General features: G+C 51.5%; 14 protein-coding genes. 12 read left to right on the top strand and 2 right to left on the bottom strand.

Annotation, left to right across the window (positions count from 1 at the left end):
- Positions 1–108 precede the first annotated feature (108 nt).
- Positions 109–1521 (top strand): argininosuccinate lyase, encoded by a 1413-nt coding sequence (gene argH, locus PUR_RS23945; protein ID WP_179037370.1) that lies wholly within the window; start codon positions 109–111, stop codon positions 1519–1521.
- 579 nt (positions 1522–2100) lie between these two features.
- Here the strand turns inward: argH and PUR_RS23940 are convergent.
- The gene (locus PUR_RS23940; protein WP_179037369.1) at positions 2101–2886 is read right to left on the bottom strand and encodes an alpha/beta hydrolase; all 786 of its coding nucleotides are present in this window, start codon (positions 2884–2886) and stop codon (positions 2101–2103) included.
- 141 nt (positions 2887–3027) lie between these two features.
- On the opposite strand from PUR_RS23940, the gene PUR_RS23935 reads away from it, so the two are divergent.
- From PUR_RS23935 to PUR_RS23925, 3 genes are all read left to right on the top strand, one after another.
- Positions 3028–3642 (top strand): type IV pilus modification PilV family protein, encoded by a 615-nt coding sequence (locus PUR_RS23935; RefSeq protein ID WP_232101624.1) that lies wholly within the window; start codon positions 3028–3030, stop codon positions 3640–3642.
- Entirely contained in the window at positions 3626–4150 is a 525-nt protein-coding gene (locus PUR_RS23930) for a PulJ/GspJ family protein (RefSeq protein WP_179037368.1), read from the top strand. The genes PUR_RS23935 and PUR_RS23930 overlap by 17 nt, the downstream gene beginning before the upstream one ends.
- 77 nt (positions 4151–4227) lie before the next feature.
- Positions 4228–6006 (top strand): hypothetical protein, encoded by a 1779-nt coding sequence (locus tag PUR_RS23925; protein WP_179037367.1) that lies wholly within the window; start codon positions 4228–4230, stop codon positions 6004–6006.
- 114 nt (positions 6007–6120) lie between these two features.
- Here the strand turns inward: PUR_RS23925 and PUR_RS23920 are convergent, their stop codons facing one another.
- Positions 6121–10869 (bottom strand): collagen-binding domain-containing protein, encoded by a 4749-nt coding sequence (locus PUR_RS23920; protein ID WP_232101623.1) that lies wholly within the window; start codon positions 10867–10869, stop codon positions 6121–6123.
- A 373-nt stretch (positions 10870–11242) separates the two neighbouring features.
- On the opposite strand from PUR_RS23920, the gene PUR_RS23915 reads away from it, so the two are divergent.
- The 8 genes from PUR_RS23915 to PUR_RS23880 all read left to right on the top strand — a co-directional run bounded on the left by PUR_RS23915 (position 11243) and on the right by PUR_RS23880 (position 19748).
- On the top strand, positions 11243–12907 hold the full coding sequence (locus tag PUR_RS23915; protein ID WP_179037365.1) for a GspE/PulE family protein: 1665 nt from the start codon (positions 11243–11245) through the stop codon (positions 12905–12907).
- Between the two features lie 19 nt (positions 12908–12926).
- Complete coding sequence (locus tag PUR_RS23910; protein WP_179037364.1) at positions 12927–13988, top strand: type IV pilus twitching motility protein PilT; 1062 nt, start codon at positions 12927–12929, stop codon at positions 13986–13988.
- Positions 13975–15183 carry a type II secretion system F family protein gene (locus PUR_RS23905; protein ID WP_179037363.1) on the top strand — a complete coding sequence of 403 codons (1209 nt, stop codon included), beginning with the start codon at positions 13975–13977 and terminating at the stop codon, positions 15181–15183. Before PUR_RS23910 ends, PUR_RS23905 begins: the two co-directional genes overlap by 14 nt.
- 184 nt (positions 15184–15367) lie before the next feature.
- Positions 15368–15865, top strand: coding sequence for a type II secretion system protein (locus PUR_RS23900; protein ID WP_232101622.1), 498 nt, complete (start codon positions 15368–15370; stop codon positions 15863–15865).
- An 85-nt stretch (positions 15866–15950) separates the two neighbouring features.
- Entirely contained in the window at positions 15951–16700 is a 750-nt protein-coding gene (locus tag PUR_RS23895) for a prepilin peptidase (protein WP_179037362.1), read from the top strand.
- A 17-nt stretch (positions 16701–16717) separates the two neighbouring features.
- Positions 16718–18352 carry a pilus assembly protein PilM gene (gene pilM, locus PUR_RS23890; protein ID WP_179037361.1) on the top strand — a complete coding sequence of 545 codons (1635 nt, stop codon included), beginning with the start codon at positions 16718–16720 and terminating at the stop codon, positions 18350–18352.
- Positions 18336–18995 carry a type 4a pilus biogenesis protein PilO gene (gene pilO, locus PUR_RS23885; protein WP_179037360.1) on the top strand — a complete coding sequence of 220 codons (660 nt, stop codon included), beginning with the start codon at positions 18336–18338 and terminating at the stop codon, positions 18993–18995. The genes pilM and pilO overlap by 17 nt, the downstream gene beginning before the upstream one ends.
- Before the next feature lie 147 nt (positions 18996–19142).
- Positions 19143–19748, top strand: coding sequence for a DL-endopeptidase inhibitor IseA family protein (locus PUR_RS23880; protein ID WP_179037359.1), 606 nt, complete (start codon positions 19143–19145; stop codon positions 19746–19748).
- Positions 19749–19785: the final 37 nt, after the last annotated feature.

The raw sequence follows: 19785 nt of genomic DNA, 5'->3' as shown, positions 1-19785 counted from the left end.
AGCAAGAATCGGGTACGCCAAAGTATCCGTCACATAAGAATTGACGAAGGCCGTTCCTCCCCGTAAGGAAGGAGCGGCCTCTGACGTCGTAAGAGGGGGAATTGAGCGGTGAGCAAGCTGTGGGGTGGACGTTTTACCAAAGGAACGAATAAGCTCGTGGAGGAATACACAGCCTCCATCGGCTTTGATAAAGCGCTGGCGGAAGAAGATGTGCAGGGCAGTCTGGCGCATGTGACGATGCTGGGCAAATGCGGGATTTTGCCGCAGGAAGATGTGGAGACGATTAAGAACGGACTTCAGAAGGTGCTGGAGAAGGTCCGCGCCGGAGAGGTCGAATTTTCCGTTTCGGATGAAGATATTCATATGAATATCGAGAAGCATCTGATCGAGGAAATCGGCCCGGTCGGTGGCAAGCTGCATACGGGACGCAGCCGCAACGACCAGGTGGCGACGGACATGCATCTGTATTTGCGCAACCGGGTGGTGGAGCTTGTCGACCTGCTGCATGGGCTTCAGGAAGCGCTGATTGAGCAGGCCAAAGACAATGTGGAAACGATTGTGCCCGGATATACTCACTTGCAGCGGGCCCAGCCGATTCTGTTCGCGCATCATCTCCTCGCCTATGTCTCGATGTTCCACCGGGACGCGGAGCGGCTGAGTGACAGCTATAAGCGCATCAATGTGCTGCCGCTGGGCGCCGGAGCGCTGGCGGGAACGACCTTCCCGATCGACCGGCATTTTGTCGCGGAGCAGCTTGGCTTTGACGGCGTCTACGAGAACAGTCTGGATGCCGTCAGCGACCGCGATTTTATCGTCGAGTTCTTGGCAAACGCCTCGCTGATTATGACGCATCTTTCGCGCCTGAGTGAAGAGCTGGTGCTGTGGAGCAGCACGGAGTTCAGCTTCGTGGAGCTGGATGACGCCTTCTGCACAGGCAGCAGCATTATGCCGCAGAAGAAGAATCCGGACGTGCCGGAGCTTGTGCGCGGCAAGACGGGCCGTGTCTACGGCAACCTGATCGGCCTGCTGACGGTGCTGAAATCCCTGCCTCTGGCGTACAACAAAGACATGCAGGAAGACAAGGAAGGCATGTTTGACACGGTAACGACGCTGACGGGCGCCCTTCAATTGTTCGCGCCGATGATTGCGACGATGAAGGTGAACAAGGGACGGATGCGGGAAGCGGTGAATACCGATTTTTCCAACGCGACGGATATTGCGGACTTCCTGGTCGGCAAAGGACTGCCGTTCCGCCAGGCGCATGAAGTCATCGGAAAAACGGTGCTGTACTGCATCAATGAAGGCAAATTCCTGCTCGATTTGACGCTGGACGAATTCAAGCAGTTCTCGCCGCTGTTCGACGAGAATATCTACGCGGTGCTCCAGCCGGAAGCGGTCGTCAATGCGCGCAACGTGTACGGCGGTACAGCAACCGTGCAGGTGCAGGCGGCGATCGTTAGGGCGGAAGAGAATCTGCTCGAAGCGAAAAAATGGGTTGCGGAGCTTACGGAGAAACTTTAAGCGTGTTATCCGGCAAAAACAGAGCCAAGAGGCCATTGAGTAGACATCACGGGTTCTGTTTTGAGGAACAAACAAAATATTTAACTAAAAATGACATTCAAACTGGCAACAGTTGAATGTCATTTTTTCTATATACACAGGGGAATAAAGTTTAGCATACGATCGACGCGATCATAAGGTTTTTTGACTTTGAAAAATGGTCAGTAAATTTGCGTGTACGAATAAGGGTTGTTAAAAACCTGCAACCATACATCCTTTTTCAACACTATTAATTAAAGAGAGAATATTCCTGCGAGCATACAGGTTTTCCCTGCTTAACCAACCGTTATCACCGAAATCGTCTGAAATTCCTGCACGCTCGCAGCCTTTTTCCAAAACGACCAAAGAATCAACGAAAGAAGATGCACTATTACAGTTTTGGCTGCACCGGAAAAGCACCCGTTTGTACAGAAGGGGAGACCACTTTGAAGTGAACAAGAGCGGCCTCTTTTTAAAAAGTGAATTTATCCTCTCGAAGTGAATGTATCCTATCAGAGTGAATGTATCCTCTCGAAGTGAATGTGTCCTATTAAAGTGAATTTACCCTCGCAGCGGCAGCCAGGCCAGCACATCCTGAATTTTGGCATCCCAGTATCCCCATTCATGAGCTCCCGGACCCTCCTCATAGGTTAAGGACAGCGAGGTTGACCGACAGGCATCGCGAAAACGCAAATTATCCTCGTACAGAAAATCTCCCGTACCGCAGCATTGGTAGAGCAGCGGCTTCGGTCCGCCCGAGGCGTCCGCCTTGCGGATTAAGGCTATCAGGTCCTCATCGGTCCCTGAGATATCCACCTTGCCAAAGATCAATTCATATTCTCGTTTGGACATCACGTTGCCATGTCTTAAATGGAGATTCGTCACATCCAGCGCACCCGACAGGCTGGCCGCCGCGGCAAAAGCCTCCGGCTTACGAAGCCCCAGCTTGATTGCTCCGTAGCCTCCCATCGACAAGCCCGCTACGAAATTATCCTCCCGTTCCGCAGACAGCGGAAAGAACGAGCGCGCCAGCGCCGGCAGCTCCTCGCTGATAAAGGTCCAGTAGCTGCCTCCGGATGCCATGTCCGTGTAAAAGCTGCGGTGAACCTGAGGCATCACGACCGCTATTCCTTTATCCGCCACATAACGCTCGATCGATGTGCGGCGCAGCCAAATGGAGTCGTCATCCGATAAGCCGTGCAGCAGATACAAGGTGGGATGGAGGGAGGTTCCCCGGGTGACGCCGCCCATTCCAATTTGCGTCTTCGTCCGCTGCGGTAGAATTACCGTCATCGACGTGCCCAGCCCCAAGGTTTCCGAATAAAACCGGCATTCAATCAAAGCCATATCATCAAATCCTCCTTTCAGCCAAATCATAGCATAGTCTTTTACCGATATACATTGTAGTGAGTGCTAGATTCTCTCGATGAAACTCATTGTGGGTCTTAGGCCCACAGCATATAATGATAGGAGAACTAGGTCTAAACTATGTGCAAACGCGAAATTATCATGCGGTCCGGAGGCAAGAAAACTATGCGGTTCGACCTAAAACAGGAGCGGGGCTTCACCCTTATCGAGGTGCTCGCGGCGATTGTGATTTTATCCATCGTCTCCCTGGTCCTGACATCATACTTCGTCAACGCGATGTCCTACTCGAAATCGAACCAGAACAAGACGATTATGGTCAATCTGGCGCGGAACGCGCTTTTTTATATGGAGAAGCAGGATTTTGAGAAAACTCAGGATTTTTTTGTTACTAAAGGCTACACGGTATCCGCCAATGTCTGCCAAATCGGTGCCTGCGGCGACAATACCACAGCTGAAGGGCAGGCTTACCGGGATACTTTTGACACGGATTCTTTGGCGAGTGTGCTGCATCCCCGGGTGAACGGCGTTGCTTACACCATCGATGTCGTTTATCAGCCAGGTGTATGGGGCAACCAGCCCCAGCCAACGGGCGCGGTGTCAAGCATCCTTAACCAGTCATCTGTACAGAGCTACTTGCTGCCGGTTAAAGTGGAGGTCAGACGTGCGGATAGAGGCAGTCCATCTGCCAATACCGTGGAGGTGGAGGGGTATATCACCGATGAACGAATTCGTTAAGCGCTTGAAAGCGGAGGAACGGGGCTTTACCCTGGTCGAATTGATCAGCTCGATAACGATTTTTGCCATGGTTGTGGGACTGATCTCTGCTGTGACGATGTTCGGCATGCGAAGCTATCACCAAATTACGGTGCAGAACGCCTTGCGGGATGAGGCCGATCTCATTATGTCCACCATTATTACGAAGTTATACACTTATGGTCCTGAGCGAGTACAGAACACAGCCGGCGGCGTTGAACTGATCAAAAGCGGAGCCAACCCGCAGGTCATCGCTGTAAACGGCAGTGATATTGTTATTGCTACTGGAGGCACCGGCGCGGACTCCGGCTCCCCGATAGCCGTTCAATCTGAACTGGAGGGGTCGACGATCACGTTGATCAAGACGGACGGAAGAACCGCACCGCTCAACGCTCCCTATCCTTCCGGGACCATTGAAATTAAGCTGGTGCTGAAATACCAAGGAAATGAAGAGGATAGACTGGAGCTTAATAGTCAATTCGGATTTTAGGAGGTTCTGTTTAAAATATGCGGAGGTGCGGTACTTCTCATCGTACAGACATGAGATTAGGGCGGATAGGAGAGCGTTTGTCCTCCGAACAGGGCTCTGCTCTTGTGCTGGTCATGTTCATTGTGCTTTTGCTTACGATTCTCGGAGTCGGTGTTCTTAGTGCCACTATCGGTGGAGCCACACGGACCGAAACGCGGGAAAACGATGTGCAGAGCATCCATTTGGCCCAGAAAAAAATTGATGAAGTGATGGCATATGTCACCGCCGATGTGAACCAAAAGATACAGAATTACATGGGCAGGCCGCAGGCGGATCTGGACCTGTCGATTCACAATTTTTTGGTGTCCCTTAACAATGAGAAAAACGGCTTCGTCTCCAGCACAAGCCTGAATGGCGCAGCTAACGGGATTACAAGCATTACCCTGGACGAGGGCGCCTCTACGAATAGCAAATATGTCATCGTGATCCGGGCGAATGCAACGGTCAACGGCGTCGTTCGGACGCTGCAGCAGAAAGTGGAAGTTTCAACATTTCCAGACTTTTTGAATTATTCCCTCGGTTCCGAGGGAACCGTCTATTTGAACGGCGCGCCGTATATCGAGGGGAAGCTATATGCGGGTATCCAGCTAATGCTGAGCCCGGTGGCCCAATATAAATATTTTTCCGAATCGACCAAGACGACCTTGTATCCCCGGATTGATGGAGAAGCGCAGGTGCAGTCGCTCAAGGATATGCAGTATTCAACGGACGGAACGGCTTATAAGGAGATACCGGTGTCCGATAAAGAGACATACTCCCTGTTGGACGACCGCGTCAAGCAGGTGTACGAGAACTCCCAGGTCAAGAAGCAGTCCACCTTCGTGCAAATCGACGTAGAGGATTCCTTTCTGGATAAAGTCGCCGAAGCTTCGGGATCGGCCAGCAATAAGGCGGAGTTCGCCGTTACTTACTATGGTGCAGGGGGTAAAAACAGCGCAGAAACGCCAACGACAAGAGGAACAAGATTGGTAGATACGCTTCAGGAGCCTACTGGAAACATGACCACATTAAAAATGCCTGTAAAGAGCGATTATGACCAATTGGTTGACGATACCTTGACCGCAGATGAGCTGAAGTGGAAGAAGCAGGAACTCTATGATGCAGCTGTACGAGAGTTTAAGCTGAGACTTATGAATCTCGGAACCAGCGCAATTAACGATGGGAATCTGCACCTGGATGGCACCACCTATAATGAAATTACGGATCTGGCCAAGGCGCAGAGCAGTGAAGAATCGCATTGGCTCATCGTCAATGGGGACTTGACCGTGGACAATTCAACGATTCAAGCGAATATTCTGGTTACAGGCAATCTGCACATCAAGGGAGAGGTCAAGCTCGACTCCACGATGTTCGTGCTGGGGAGCACAGACGTCGTTAACGCCAACATTTCCGGCAAAAATGATAAGGAACTCGTGCTTATCTCCAAGGGGTCCGTGCTGATCAACCGCATTGAGGAATTTAGGAATGTGGCGACTCGTTTGAAAGGCTTCTTTTATACAGACAGTATGGCCGAGTTATACGGAGTGGGCTCCATCTTCTCGCTGGAAGGTGGATTCTTCGCCAAAGGCGATCTGACGATTAACGCGGTTGTCGGCAAGGTGTTTCCGATTCCGGGGCAGCCGGAGTTTCAGTTTGAGGATCAGGATCAGGAGGGGAAGGACGCCGCCCGTTTCGTGATCCGCTATAATGAGGATGTCTTTGCCGATCAGCGGGTAGGGCTGCCGAGAGTGACCCAGGTCAATATTCATCTTGATCCGATTGAGCTTCTTGCCCAAACGGGGGAGACCGGTCAGACCGGGGACGGCAATCAGCCATAGACAGAGCCGAATGAACGGCTATGAATTAAAGCAGCCGGTTGAAGCATTTGCTTCAACCGGCTGCTTTTTTTAAATTGAGATATACTATTGGCTTGGCATCCATGCTCGGCTTTGTCAGTAACGATGATCGGCCGTGGCCGGATCAATAACCTTAATCGTATAATAGGCAGTTACTATTTCTCCTGTTCCTTTTGGATAGGAAACTTTGATCCTCTCCGTCCCCTCCCGAATGCCGGTGATCATGACGGTAGACTTATCGCTTATTTTGAGCGTAACGGCTGGTCCCTCGTGATTGCCTTCGATTGTCCAGACCAGCTTTCCCGCCAGGCTTGCAGTAATATCGCCATAAGGATCGATCGTATGCAGGAGCGAATAGAGATTGAGTGACTGATTAATGCTAATTACGCCGTAATCCGGTGAGAATTCCAAATTCGGCTCGGATAATACCTTGATCGTGAATGGAGGGCTGGTGATTCCGGCTGCTGTTACAACAACCTCAATGCCTCCGCTAGGCTGGATACCTTTAAACTCTACAGTGTTACCGACAGCTTCAGTTTTTATGTCGCCTTGATCATCTACAAAGCCGCCGTGGCTAACGTCTCCATTATTGACAAGATGCCATTCATACTCCTCCTCAGGTGCAGCTGGATCGGGCAATGCGGTCAAAGTAATCGTATTATTGACAAACACCGTTGAAAGATACCCGATGGTCAAGGAGTTAAGTCCGACGGTAATTTCCTTGGTTTGGGTAATGGCTTCGGTAAACTGATCGCTGATTACCGAGACGGTAATCGTGTAGCGGCCAGATTTTGCAGCTGTGAAGTCAGCAGATCCCTGGCTGCTTGTAATTGAAACTGGGTTCCCCATGTTATCCACAGCGCTCCACGTATACTGTACTCCGGTCTCGTTCGAGTTCGAGTTCGAATAAGCCGCGGTCAAAGCCACGCTTTCGTTAATGACTACCTTATCTTTGTCGGCCGTCAGGCTCAATGTCCGATCGGCCGGATTCGTTGGACTTGGGGAAGTCGTTGGGCTTGACGAAATTGTTGGACTTGGTGTAACCGATGGGCTTGGCTGAACCGATGGACTTGGTGCCGGACTCGACGGATTAAGAACCGTAACCGTAGCCGAAGAGCTCAGGTTTCTTCCATCGGTGGTAGAAGCCGTGATAACGGCGGTGCCTGCCGACCTGCCATAGACGACGCCGCCCGAGTCGACGCTGACAATTGAATCGTTGCTGGAACTCCAGTTCAACGGGTCTGCCGCTCTGCTCACCGGTTCAATCGTCCGGGACAATTTTTGCTGGTCCCCAACCAGCAAGGTGGTATCGGATACCGTCAGTTTAGTTATTATTTCCACTGCTGTCACGGTCATTTTCGGAAAATAAAGGGTAGTCGGTAACGGCAATGGTGCCTGGGACGGCGTTGCCGAAGGCGTCGGTACCGGCGATGGTGACGGCGGCGTTGGCGTCGGTGTTGCAGAAGGCGTTGCCGTCGGCATCACAATGGGCAGCGGGCCTGCATAGGACTTAATGTCGATTAGAGACGACGCATTGAGCGATGCCGCGATCACATTGCCGTGAATCTGCCCGTTGGTGAAGTTCAGAACGGCCCTGGGCGCCAATACCGACCCGTTGATTTCCACTCCGGAAATGTTAACCGTCTCGGCATCCGGGAAGTTATAGATCACATGATCCCCGCTAACCCCGCTCGGCAGCCCGAAAGCCTTGTTCAAAGTAATAACATCCTTATCTTTATCCTTATCCTTTGTGGTAATCGTATAAATAATATTCTTGCCGGAAATCTGAGATACATTGGGCCAGCCTGCTTTTTCAAAAGTTTTAGATTCAATCTTGAAAGCAACGATGGAATCCGTTCCCGTGCCAGTTCCAGATAAATTAAGATCCTTATCATAAGTTCCGTTAGGAGTAACATCCGCCAATTTATCCGAAAGAATCTGGTAGTAGGAGCGCGCTGTCTCGAAATCGATGAGCGACCCTTTTTTGTAGGTTCCGTTTATGATATTGCCGCTATCTACCTTCGTGTAGCTTCCTTGATGCAAAATATTTCCGTAAACGGTACCGTTGTGAAAATCAAGATCTCCGCCGGTGACGATCGCATAAGGAACGCTGCTTCCATTGGATTGATTAATATCGACCCCGCTGGTCGTCGTTTTTCCTCCCGCCGCCAAGTTCCCTTTCAAGGAAGCTGTCACATTCGCCGGGCCGAATATGAAGGCGTTATAATCGCCCGCAATTCCCAGCGATGAGCCGGACGAGGAGACCGACGGGTCGAAGTTTGATGGAGCCGGGGTTGTCCCCGTTGCAGCCGGACTGGCCGTGGCTTCCGTAGGCGACGGACTGGTTGTCGCCACAGCCGTAGGCGTCGCCGTTGTCGTCAAGACCGGATGAGCATCGACAAAGCTGACCTTGGCAGTGTCAAAATGGTACGTATTAGCGACGGCCGCCCGCACATTGATGCTGAAGACGATTGGATCGGCAGAGTCGGGCACGTAAGTCTTAACTCCGTCGACCGTCTTTAACGTATAGGTGATACTGCCAAGCGATTTACTCAGTGTATATCCGGCTGCTGCATCACCGGAAACACTTATCCCCGCAGGCCAGTCGCCGTTTCGCTCCAGATCTGCAGGCAGCTTCTCAAGGAATCGGATGTCCGAGATGGTCAACGCTGCTGAGGATTGATTAGCGGTCCCCGCCTGATCGAACGGAATGGACTTCAGCTTAACAGAGTACGTAATGGTAAACGCCTCATCCATGGCAACTTCGCCGCTGGCGTTGACGTTGGACGACAGCGTACGCGTCAATTCCAGATTGGCGGAAGCCTTGAGGACGGTGATGTCAATGCTTGTCACGGTCAGCGCCCCCTGCTTGTCCCGGGCAGTGATTTCAATGGTCAGCGGCCCGCCGTCCGGAAGCGGATTGGCGAAGGTTTCATGAACTGTTTTTCCCGAAAGTATGGAGGTTTCCGCCATTCCGGTGTTGGTTAAGTAGACGCCATTCGATTTGAAACGGATTGTCGTATATAATTCCTGATCTTCAGGGTCCGGATCTTCGACTTTATAATCGACGGTAATCCCATTCTGATAAGTAGGCACCGTATCGTTCTGCTGCGGCAAATGGACGGTGATTTCCGGTTTATGGTTGGAGCCGATGTACCCCCGGTACATCATATTGACGAACAGCTTTTGTTCCCAATCCGGGAAGTGCTCCTTGCTGGGCGTTCCTAAAATATGTCCGGTGGCGGAATACGTTATATTCCCCTTGCTATAGGTATAGTAATGATTCGCACTATCGTCGCTGTCCCGGTTTGCGCCGATGATGTTATACCACGGAATAATTTCCGGGTCCTCCAGATTTAGCGAATAGGACGGATTATGGGCTGTGGAAATTTCCGGCGTAATGATATCCGTTTGCTCGTTATGGGCATTAAGCGCGCTGAGATAGAACGGATAATGGGCGAGCAGTCCGTCGTTGACGGGCTTGACCGATTTAGCTGAATAAGGCGCATTAACGTTGGAGTTCTTCTGCGGATCAATCTGTCCGGCGATATCCATAAAATATTGTTCCCATGCTCTGGCCGCAGGGCTGTTCCCGTGATACACCGCATCGTTTGCCAAAATAACGCTCTGTCTCGTTACCTTGGCGTAATCGAGAACAGCTTGTGCGGCACCATCCGTGAGGGAAGTATTTCCGGTGTTCCGGAATCCGAGAATAAGCATGTCGTAGGTGCCGTTAAGCCCATAGGTCCCATCCAGTTCATACCGGGCGGCGATATCATTATTAAACTCCGAGATCGGCTTGACAGTAATGTTATATCTGTAATCTTCCGTATTCAAATAACTCTGGTTCATGTTATTGGGGTCGAGCAGACTGCTCGATCGCTCGCTGTTACCTACGGAGGGCAGTACCTGCAAAACATTCAGAACCTTCTGCTTCCCCCGGAAACGGATTGTGCCGCTGTCGTAATCTTTTAACTTAGTGGCATTCAAGTTATCGATGATTTCCAGTTTCCAGTACAACAGGCCAGATGCCGCATCGGGAAGCGTATACGTAATCTCTCCATTGGGGCTTTGCTCCAAAGTCGTGACGGAAACGACCTGCGACTCCTTCATGGGAACGGACTTATCCCTGCTGACATACAGCTTGACCAAAATAGGGTGATGCTTCAAATCCTCGACATTGGCTACATTGAACTTAAAGTCCAGGGTGTCGCCGGGTCTGTAAAGGTAATTCTTATTTTGGTTATAATCGGTAATATCGCTCTTATTGGTAATTGTGAGACGGGGGCGCTGCTTCAGCATACGGAGAACGTCGGTACTGCCGCTGTTGATGTCATTAATGAACGTGCTTAAATCGCTGTCGCTGACAAAACGGACATTCTGTCTCGGAGAGTCTGTACGATACTTATTGAACGAAGTATACAGAATGCCGGTTTGGCTCTCAAAAGACGCATTGTTGAAAATGACGGTAAGACCTTTATTAATATAGTAGTCGGCAATTTGCTTTGCTTTTAGAGAGGTGATGTCGCTTGAGTCATCAGATTTGCCGGAATTGCCATTCTTACTGTATGTACCCTTGCCGATATAGACGGCGTCGTATTTTCCGTCGAAGTCATCGCGCAGCGAAACAAACCGGTTCATGCTCATGGTGTCAACGATTACGTTAGCTGCCGTAAGCGATTTGAAATCGCTTTCCCCGCTGTTTGTAACCTCCAAAATGCGGATGTTGTAAACAAAGGGTTCCGCATTCACTCTCAGCATGAGGCTTTTGACAGGCATCACAAGCAGGCCCAACACAGCGAGGCCCGATAATATTAAAAGTAATTTAGATTTGGTAAGCTTCAAGGCAATCTCTCCCCGATTCTATATAAGAACTTTACTCTGGCATTTTATTTCAAATTTTTCTATAAACCGATAACTTTCAGGCAATTTTAATTGTAAAACTACCTATTATATGCTATATATCATTCTAGGATAATTTTCATTGATAGGCAATAAAAAACTATGAAAAATTACCCTGAAATTCGAGACTTTGGAACTACATTTTATGAGTGAAATTCAGTTTTATCCGGCTTCCTGGAATTAAAGAATACATAAGCGATTTATCGGTTCCTTTTTGTGAAAATGTAATGGGAAATACCCACTCCTATTTCTTAATTTTAAAAGTCTTGCAGCCGATAAAAAATTAAACACTACACGGCATGGAGATGAGTTTGCGTTGGTTATTGTGAAAAAAAGACTTGGAGATTTGCTGGTAGAGAATGGGATCATCTCGCAGGAGCAGCTTGAGGAAGCGCTTGTCGAACAGCTCAAATCGAAGCGCAAGCTTGGAGACCTGCTTATTTCGCAAGGTTATATAACCGAGCAGCAGCTGATCGAAGTGTTGGAATTTCAGCTAGGCATACCGCATGTAAGCCTTTTTAAATATCAGATCGACCCTGCGATTACGCAGATTATTCCCGAAAGCATGGCCAAGCGCTATCAAGTTCTGCCTTTTATGAAAGAGGGCGGCAAGCTGATGGTGGCTATGGCGGACCCTTTGGACTATTTTGCAATTGAAGATTTGCGCATGAGCACCGGATTCCGGATCGAGCCCGCAATCTCCACAAGAGACGAGCTGCAGCGGGCGATCGCCCGGCATTACGGCATGCGCGATTCAATGAGCCAGATGATGGGTGAGCTTCCTTCGCAGGAAGAGATTGAAGAAACGGAAATTACCGATGAGGACTCGCCGATTGTCCGCCTGGTCAACCAGATGATTCAGCAGGCGGTGCAGCTACGGGCATCGGATATTCATGTGGACCCCGGCGAAAATAATCTCGCCATCCGATACCGGATTGACGGTACGCTGCGGACCGAGCGGCTGATTCCAAAGCAGATGCAGGGCTTCATTACGGCACGGCTAAAGATTATGGCCCGCCTGAACATCGCCGAGCGTCGGCTGCCCCAGGACGGCCGGATCAAGATGCAGTTCGAATACAAGATGGTCGATATCCGCGTATCGTCCTTGCCTACGATGCATGGCGAGAAAATCGTCCTGCGGCTGCTCGATCTGAGCATCGGGGTTAAGTCGGTGGATAACCTCGGTTTTAGCGACGGCAATGCCGAGGCTTTTAAAGAAATGATTGGCAAGCCTTACGGCATTCTGTTGATAACGGGGCCGACGGGCAGCGGCAAGACAACGACGTTGTACTCGGCTCTTAACCAGCTGAATGAAGAGAGCGTCAATATCATCACGGTTGAAGACCCTGTGGAGTATCAGCTGGAGGGGATCAACCAAGTTCATGTCAATCCGGCGATCGGATTAACCTTTGCAGCCGGTCTGCGCTCCATTCTTCGTCAAGATCCGAACATTATCATGGTCGGGGAAATCCGGGACACGGAGACGGCCGCAATCGCCATCAGAGCTTCGCTGACAGGACACCTGGTGCTGTCCACATTGCACACGAATGACGCGATCAGTACCGTTTCACGCCTGCGTGATATGGGAGTCGAGCCGTATTTGATCGCTTCGTCGCTGATCGGCGTCGTGTCGCAGCGGTTGGTGCGCAAAATATGCACAGAATGCAAAGAGGCCTACGTTCCGTCCCAGCAGGAATCGATCATGCTTGGCAAGTACGGTTTGAAGCGGGAAGTCATGCACCGCGGCCGCGGATGCGGAAGCTGCAATACAACCGGATACCGCGGGCGGATTGCGATTCATGAAGTATTGACAATTGATGACCATGTCCGCCAATTGATTACGAATTCCGCCTCGGTTGAAGAATTGCGGGCAGCGGCGAAGGAACGGGGATTGGTTCAATTGATGGAAGACGGATTTCTTAAGGTATCCCAGGGATTGACGACGCTGCAGGAAGTGCTGCGGGAAACGGTCTCGCATTAATGACAGGAGGAGAATAACCATGCCGTCCGATACAAGACAAATTACACATTTGCTGCATATGGCATACTCCTCCAGAGCATCCGACCTGCACATTTCTGTCGGCTCTCCGCCGGTGCTGCGCATCGACGGCAAGCTGCATAACGTGGAGGGCGGACTCGTTGGCCCGGGGGAGGCAGAGCAGATGGCGCTCGATCTGCTTGGACCTGAACGGGAGAAGGAGTTTCGGGACGCCGGCGAATTCGACTTCTCCTATCCGCTGGAAGGCGGTGTGCGGTTCCGGGTTAACGTCTACCGGCAGCGGGGAGGGATCAGCATTGCAGCCCGGAGCATTCCGGCGGAAATCCCGAGTCTGGAACAGCTTGCGCTTCCGCCGGTGCTGTCTGCCCTTGCGCTGAAGGCGCAGGGCCTGATTCTGGTAACAGGGCCGACGGGCAGCGGGAAATCGTCCACGCTTGCGGCGATGCTGAACCATATCAACCGGAATGAGCGCAAGCATATCGTGACGCTGGAGGATCCGATCGAGTTTTTGCACAGCCACGGCACGTGCCTGATCGATCAGCGCGAGGTCGGCAGCGATACGTCCAGCTTCTCGAACGGCCTGCGGGCGGCGCTGCGCCAGGACCCTGACGTTATTCTCGTCGGGGAAATGCGCGACCTGGAGACGATTTCGGCAGCCGTTACCGCCGCGGAGACGGGGCATCTCGTCATGGCAACGCTGCACACGACCGATGCACCGCAGACGATTGACCGGATAATCGATGTCTTTCCGGGGCATCAGCAGAATCAAATTCGCTTGCAGCTTGCTTCCGTGCTGCTGGCCGTCATTTCGCAGCGGCTGTTCCCGCGGGCTGAAGGCAAAGGGCGTCTGTGCGCGACGGAAATTCTCCTGAACACACCGGCGGTCTCCAACCTGATCCGCACCGAGAAGACGCACCAGATCAAAAATATTATGCAAACCGGACGCTCGCTCGGCATGCATACTCTTGACATGGCCATCCGCGATTATTTATCGCATGGGTTGATCCGTCCGGAGGCGGCCAAGGCTTACATGGCGGAGGTGAGAACCGATGCCACAATTTGAGTACCAAGTACGGACATCCGGCGGCAAACAGTTGAAGGGAAAGCTTACAGCCCTTGATAAGCCATCGGCGATGGAAGAGCTTCGCAAACGGGGACTTACCGTATTTTTGCTGAACGAGCAGAAGAATTCCATCCTGTCGATGGACATTTATATCGGAAATCCGGTGAAGACGATTCATTTTATTATATATTGCCGGCAGTTCGCGACCTTGATCCGCGCAGGCGTTTCGATTATCGATGCAACCCGCATTTTGGCGGAGCAGACCGACAGCAAGCCGCTGAGAAAAGCGCTGCAGGACGTGAATTCCAGCCTGATGCGCGGGATCGCGTTCTCGCAGGCCGTTCAGGAGCACAAGAAGATTTTTCCTTCGCTTTTTGTCAGCATGGTCCGCGCGGGCGAAGAGTCGGGCGATTTGGAAGGAACGCTGGATCGGCTTGCAATGTTCTTTGAAAAACAGCACACGACAACCGAGAAAATCAAGTCCGCGCTGACTTATCCGATCACCGTAGCCATTATGGCGGTTGCGGCCGTCATTTATTTGCTCTGGGCCATTGTTCCGCAGTTCGTCACGATGTTCGAATCCATGAACGCCGATCTTCCGGCGATTACGAAGCTGGTGCTGGCGTTAAGCAAAAGCATCCAGGGCCAGTGGTATTTTTGGATGCTTGGCATTATTCTGCTGGTAGCGGCCTTCCAAATTACGAAGCGGACGGAAAAAGGGGCCTATGCCATTGACTATGCGAAGCTGAAGATTCCGGTGTTCGGCAAGCTGAATCAAAAGGGCTCGATTGCACAGTTTACGCGCACTTTTTCTTCTCTCTACGCCAGCTCGGTGCCGATCTTGCAGTCGCTGAGCATTGTAGAGGAGATCGCCGGCAACAAGGTTATCGGCAAGTATATCCGCAGTGCGGGCGATTCGCTTCGCCTCGGCAACCCGCTTTCCGATCCGCTCAAAAAAGCGTGGGTCTTCCCGCCGCTCGTTACGCAGATGATCGCCATCGGCGAAGAGACCGGGGCGCTTGACCAGATGCTCTCCAAGGTGGCGGACTTCTATGAGATGGATGTCGAGAACACCGTGGACCGTTTGAAGTCGCTGCTGGAACCGCTGCTGATCGCTTTTTTGGCCGGAGTGGTAGGAGTCATTGTTGCGGCGATTATGCTGCCGATGTTCAGTTTGTACAGCAATATGGGGTAACCGGATTAATTGGAGAGGGGTGGCGCCGGAACAGGTGGGCGGTTAAGCATCTTCTGCATGGGCTGGACGACGAAAAGGCTATTTTATATTTGTTTTGCATGCAGAGGATCTGGAAGACTGGTTCCGCCGCATCAAACCATTCGGGTATCATCTACTCACATTTTATCAAGGGGGAAGACACGAAATGTTGGCAAACGCGATTAAGAAAAGATTGAGCAAGGAAGAGAATCAGAAGGGGTTTACGCTGATCGAGCTGTTGGCGGTTATCGTTATTTTGGGGATTATTTCGGTTATTGCTATACCTTTGATCGGCGGAATTATTAATAATACTAAAAAAGATTCAGATGTCGCGACTGCAAATCAGGTTTTCAATGCAGCGCGTATGTATATTATTGGCGAAAAAGCCGGGGATTTCTCAAATTCAAGCACAGATGTTACTCTAACTAATCTTCAAACCGGAGGGTACTTGGAAAACCCAGTTTACCTCCCCAGTACAAAGGTACCTTTAACCGCAATAACAGTAAACTTTGATTCGCAAGGCAAGTTAGTAAATGCAAGTTCAGGTTATGCAGTTGTTTTGAGTACTTCTAATACTTCTTCAAAAAGCTATACGGCTGAGGAAGTGTTGAAATCTAAACCGTCAGCACCTGCTACAGCTTCTACAGCTCCATCGGGAACTTAAAGTTATTATTGAATAACATAATTTCTACCCAGGAATCGGACCATTCCGATTCCTTTTTTAAAATCCCCGAAAGGGAAACTAAACAATGACTATTTTTATCGCTATATATATCACCTTGCTCGGACTGATTCTGGGCTCCTTTTATAATGTCGTGGCGCTGCGGGTGCCGGCGGGGGAATCGCTGAAGTCTCCGCCGTCGCACTGCACAAGCTGCGGGACAAGGCTGAAAGCAAGAGACCTGATTCCGGTATTCAGCTGGCTTGCAGCCGGCGGGAAATGCCGCTACTGCGGCACCCGCGTGTCTCCGCTCTATCCGCTGGGAGAACTCGCGACGGGACTGCTGTTTCTGTGGTCCTATCTCCAGTTTGGGTTGAACGGCAGTGGAATCACCGCGATGATGCTGTCCAGTCTGGCTGTCATTGTTACGGTCTCGGATTTGAAATTCATGCTGATTCCGGATAAGGCGCTGCTGTTTTTTCTGCCGATTCTGCTATTGTTGACCCTGCTGTTCCCGGGAGGCCCGCTGTGGCTGCATTTGCTGGGGGCTGCAATCGGCGGCGGCGTCATTCTTCCGTTTGCTTTATTCGGAGGAATGGGTATGGGAGATGTCAAGCTGTTCGCGCTGCTGGGATGGGTCATCGGGTTTCCGAATGTTCTGCTCGCCTTCTTTACCGCTTGTCTTCTGGGAACTCTTGTCGGCGGAACGCTCCAGCTGCTGGGCGTGGTGGGGCGCAGACAGCCGATTCCTTTCGGTCCGTGGCTGGCGGTCGGTGGTTTGCTCGCGTACGGTTACGGATCACAGATTATAGGCGGGTATCTCTCGCTCATCCGTTAGGAGGAATATCGATTCATATGCTTGGACTCAGTACAACGGCGGCCGGTCTTGCGATTGAGCAGACGGGAATCCGCTATATCAGCTTGAAGAACAAAAAGTCATGGGAAGTCCGCAAGAAACGATTTCTCCCGCTCCCTCCGGGCATGATCGTGGGGAACCAGGTGGCTGAAGGCGCCGCGCTGCTTGACCGGGTCAAGAAATGGGTGAAGAAAGAAGGACTGCGGGGCACCCGGATTGCCCTGTCCATTCCCCCGTCTCAGATCATTGTCCGAAAAATGACCATTCCGAGCACCAATGACAAGCAGGTGGAGCAGCTCGTCAAGCTGGAAGTGGAAACGGGGCTGCATCTGCCGTTCGACAATCCCGTTTACGATTACGTGACTACAGAGATTGATGAGGACCAAAGCCATCTGCTGGTTTTTGCCGCTCCACGCAAGCCGATCCAGGAATACATCGATATTTTGGAAAAGGCGGGTCTGCGGGTAAGCAGTGTGGAGATCGCGGCGACGGCGCTGGCACGAAGCCTGTATCTGGGGCAGGGCGAGAGCTTTGAAGAGACGATGCTCATTAATATGGAGCAGTCCATGCTGGATGTGTACATGTTCCGCAGCGGGAATCCGGTGTTCATCCGCACGATTAACCGAGGCGAATTGAACCAGGCCATGCCATCGGCCGACCTTGCTCCTGGCGGAGAACAGTATAGGGCGGAAGCGGCGGCCTCGTCAGAGGCGTCGCAGAAGCAGCTCTCGCCGGAGCAGATGGTAGAGATTACCGCCGAAATTTCGCGGATGCTCAACTTCTATCAATACAGCTTGCACGACGGCAGCACCCGTATTAAAAATGTGCTGATCGCCGGATCTCCCGATGCCCGCCGACAGTTGTTCGAGGAATTAAATCTGTCGCTGACGGAGCTGGAAGTTTCCATGATCGGGCTGAATCCTTTTGCTGCTACCAATTTGCCCGATCCTGGGCTTAACGATTACCGTGTGGCCGTTGGGGCTGCTCTTCGCAGCAGCGGCTTCTTGACGATAGACCTGCTCCCTCGGGAAGACAGGGAAGCAATGCTGTTCCCTTACCTTGCCACGGCTCTTGTCGGTATTTGGCTGCTTGGCGTTATTGGAACCGGCATTTATTACGCTGCGGAACGCGGTAAAATCTCGAACAACATCGAGCAAATACAAGGAGCGCAGGACCGGGGGACGATGCTTCAAGTGGAGCTTGCCAAGCTGAACGGAGGCGGAGGACAGCTGAACCGTAAAGCGGCGGTCGACGAAATTTTGAAGTACAAGATGAACATCGTTTCCGTGCTGAATGAGCTGGCGTCCGGGCTGCCGCAGGGCAGTGCGCTCCGCAATATTAATTATACGTACCGCACATCCATTGATCTGACCGTAAAAGTACCGCGGATGGAGGATGCTTCGATCTACCTGGCCAATCTTCGGCAAATGTCATTTACCGTGGACGCTTCGATTCAGAAGCTGACAGAAGGAGATACCGGCGCGGGTCCAGCGGCAGCGGGATTAACCAAATCATATACAGCGGTGTACAAGGTGAACCTTGCCACCAAGAAGCCGAGCGAAGGCGCTGGAGGTACAGATACAGGCGGGCAGGGCAGCCAGGGGGAGGAGGACAGCAGTGGAACAACTCAATAAATACCGTTCTCCAATTGTACTTGGAATGCTCATTCTATTTCTGATCCTGTTGGCTTTTTATTTGCTGGGAGTGCAGTCCGCGAGCCGGAAGGTCAGCGAACAGGAATCGCAGCTCGCACAGATGAATGAGCAGAATCAATTGCTGCAGGACCAAATCGATAAACTCCAAAGCTCCTCACCCGGCGACTCGGAAGAGGAAGCGCTGCTGGCGCAGCTTCCGCGCGGTGATAACAGCGAACAATTAATTCTCGATCTGCGGGCCATCGGTACGGTGACGAACGCCAGGTTGAAGGACATCAGCTTCACAGCGGGAGACACGAACCCCATTCAGGAAATGACAGGCACTTCCACCGCCGCTTATCCAACCGTTAAGGCGCTGAAAATGACTGCCGTGGTCGAGGGCGACTATACCGGCATCCGCAACTGGATGAGGGCTCTGCAACTTTTGCCGCGCATCATTAACGTGGATTCTTTTGTTTTCCAGCGATCAAGCAGTAACAATGCCGCCCAAAGCGTGAGCAGTATTTTAACGGCAACGGTATCTTTCACGGCTTACTATGAAGAAGCAGACAAAGATAAAGCGGACGACAAGAACTCCTGGACAAAATCAGGCTCTGACCAAACAGCCTTTGCCGGCCATTAACCAAGGCATCCCCATCCATTTTCCGCTCTGCATCCGGCTCCTTTGAGGAGTCCGGATTTTTTTGCGCCGAACTAAGTTGAAATCGTTTTCGTTCTTGTGCCAAAAGGGTATTGATAGCTTAGAATCCAATCCAAAGGAGGAATAATAGTGAACAAAAAATGGTTAATCGGATCGCTGGCGCTGTCTTTGGGTTTGGTATCTGCGGGAAGCGGAGCGATGGCGGCGTCAACGGGTTCAAGCGGGGTGAAGACGGTGGCGGCCGCAGCGGCGGTTAAGACTGCAAAAGGTAATCCGAGCGCCATCAACAACTTGACGGCAAGCAGTATCATCCCGCTCGTGGTTTATGCCAGAGAGGTGTTTTTCTACACAAACCGGGGCGGGAATCTCGTCAAGCTTGAGACTTTTCAATATAACGGACAGGAATACCGGTATCTGTCTGCCGACATCGGCACCAAGCAGCAGCTGTTGCATTATGTCAAAAAGGCCTACACGCATAATGCGGCGGCTTTTTACGCTCAAACGCAATTTTATGAACAGAATGGAAGAATGGCTCAGGTCAATGCCGATCTGGGGAATCTGCTGCTGTTTGAGAAGGCGACCGCCCGCATGGTTTCCAAAAATGCAACCGCTGCCGTCTTCGAGCTGACAGTGCCTTATCCGAACAACACGCAGGAGGCGGAGCGAGTGACGGTGAAGCTGAAAAAGGTTAACGGATATTGGAGAATCGACATGTCTCCGGATACCTTGTTCTAATTGCAGAGGGGAAGCGGGGATAAGCAAAAGCGAAAGA

Origin of the sequence: Paenibacillus sp. URB8-2, from assembly GCF_013393385.1 — a bacterium.
Classification (GTDB): domain Bacteria; phylum Bacillota; class Bacilli; order Paenibacillales; family Paenibacillaceae; genus Paenibacillus_AQ.
The sequence above is the reverse complement of the archived record's forward strand: the minus strand, read 5'-3'. Positions and strand labels throughout refer to the sequence as shown.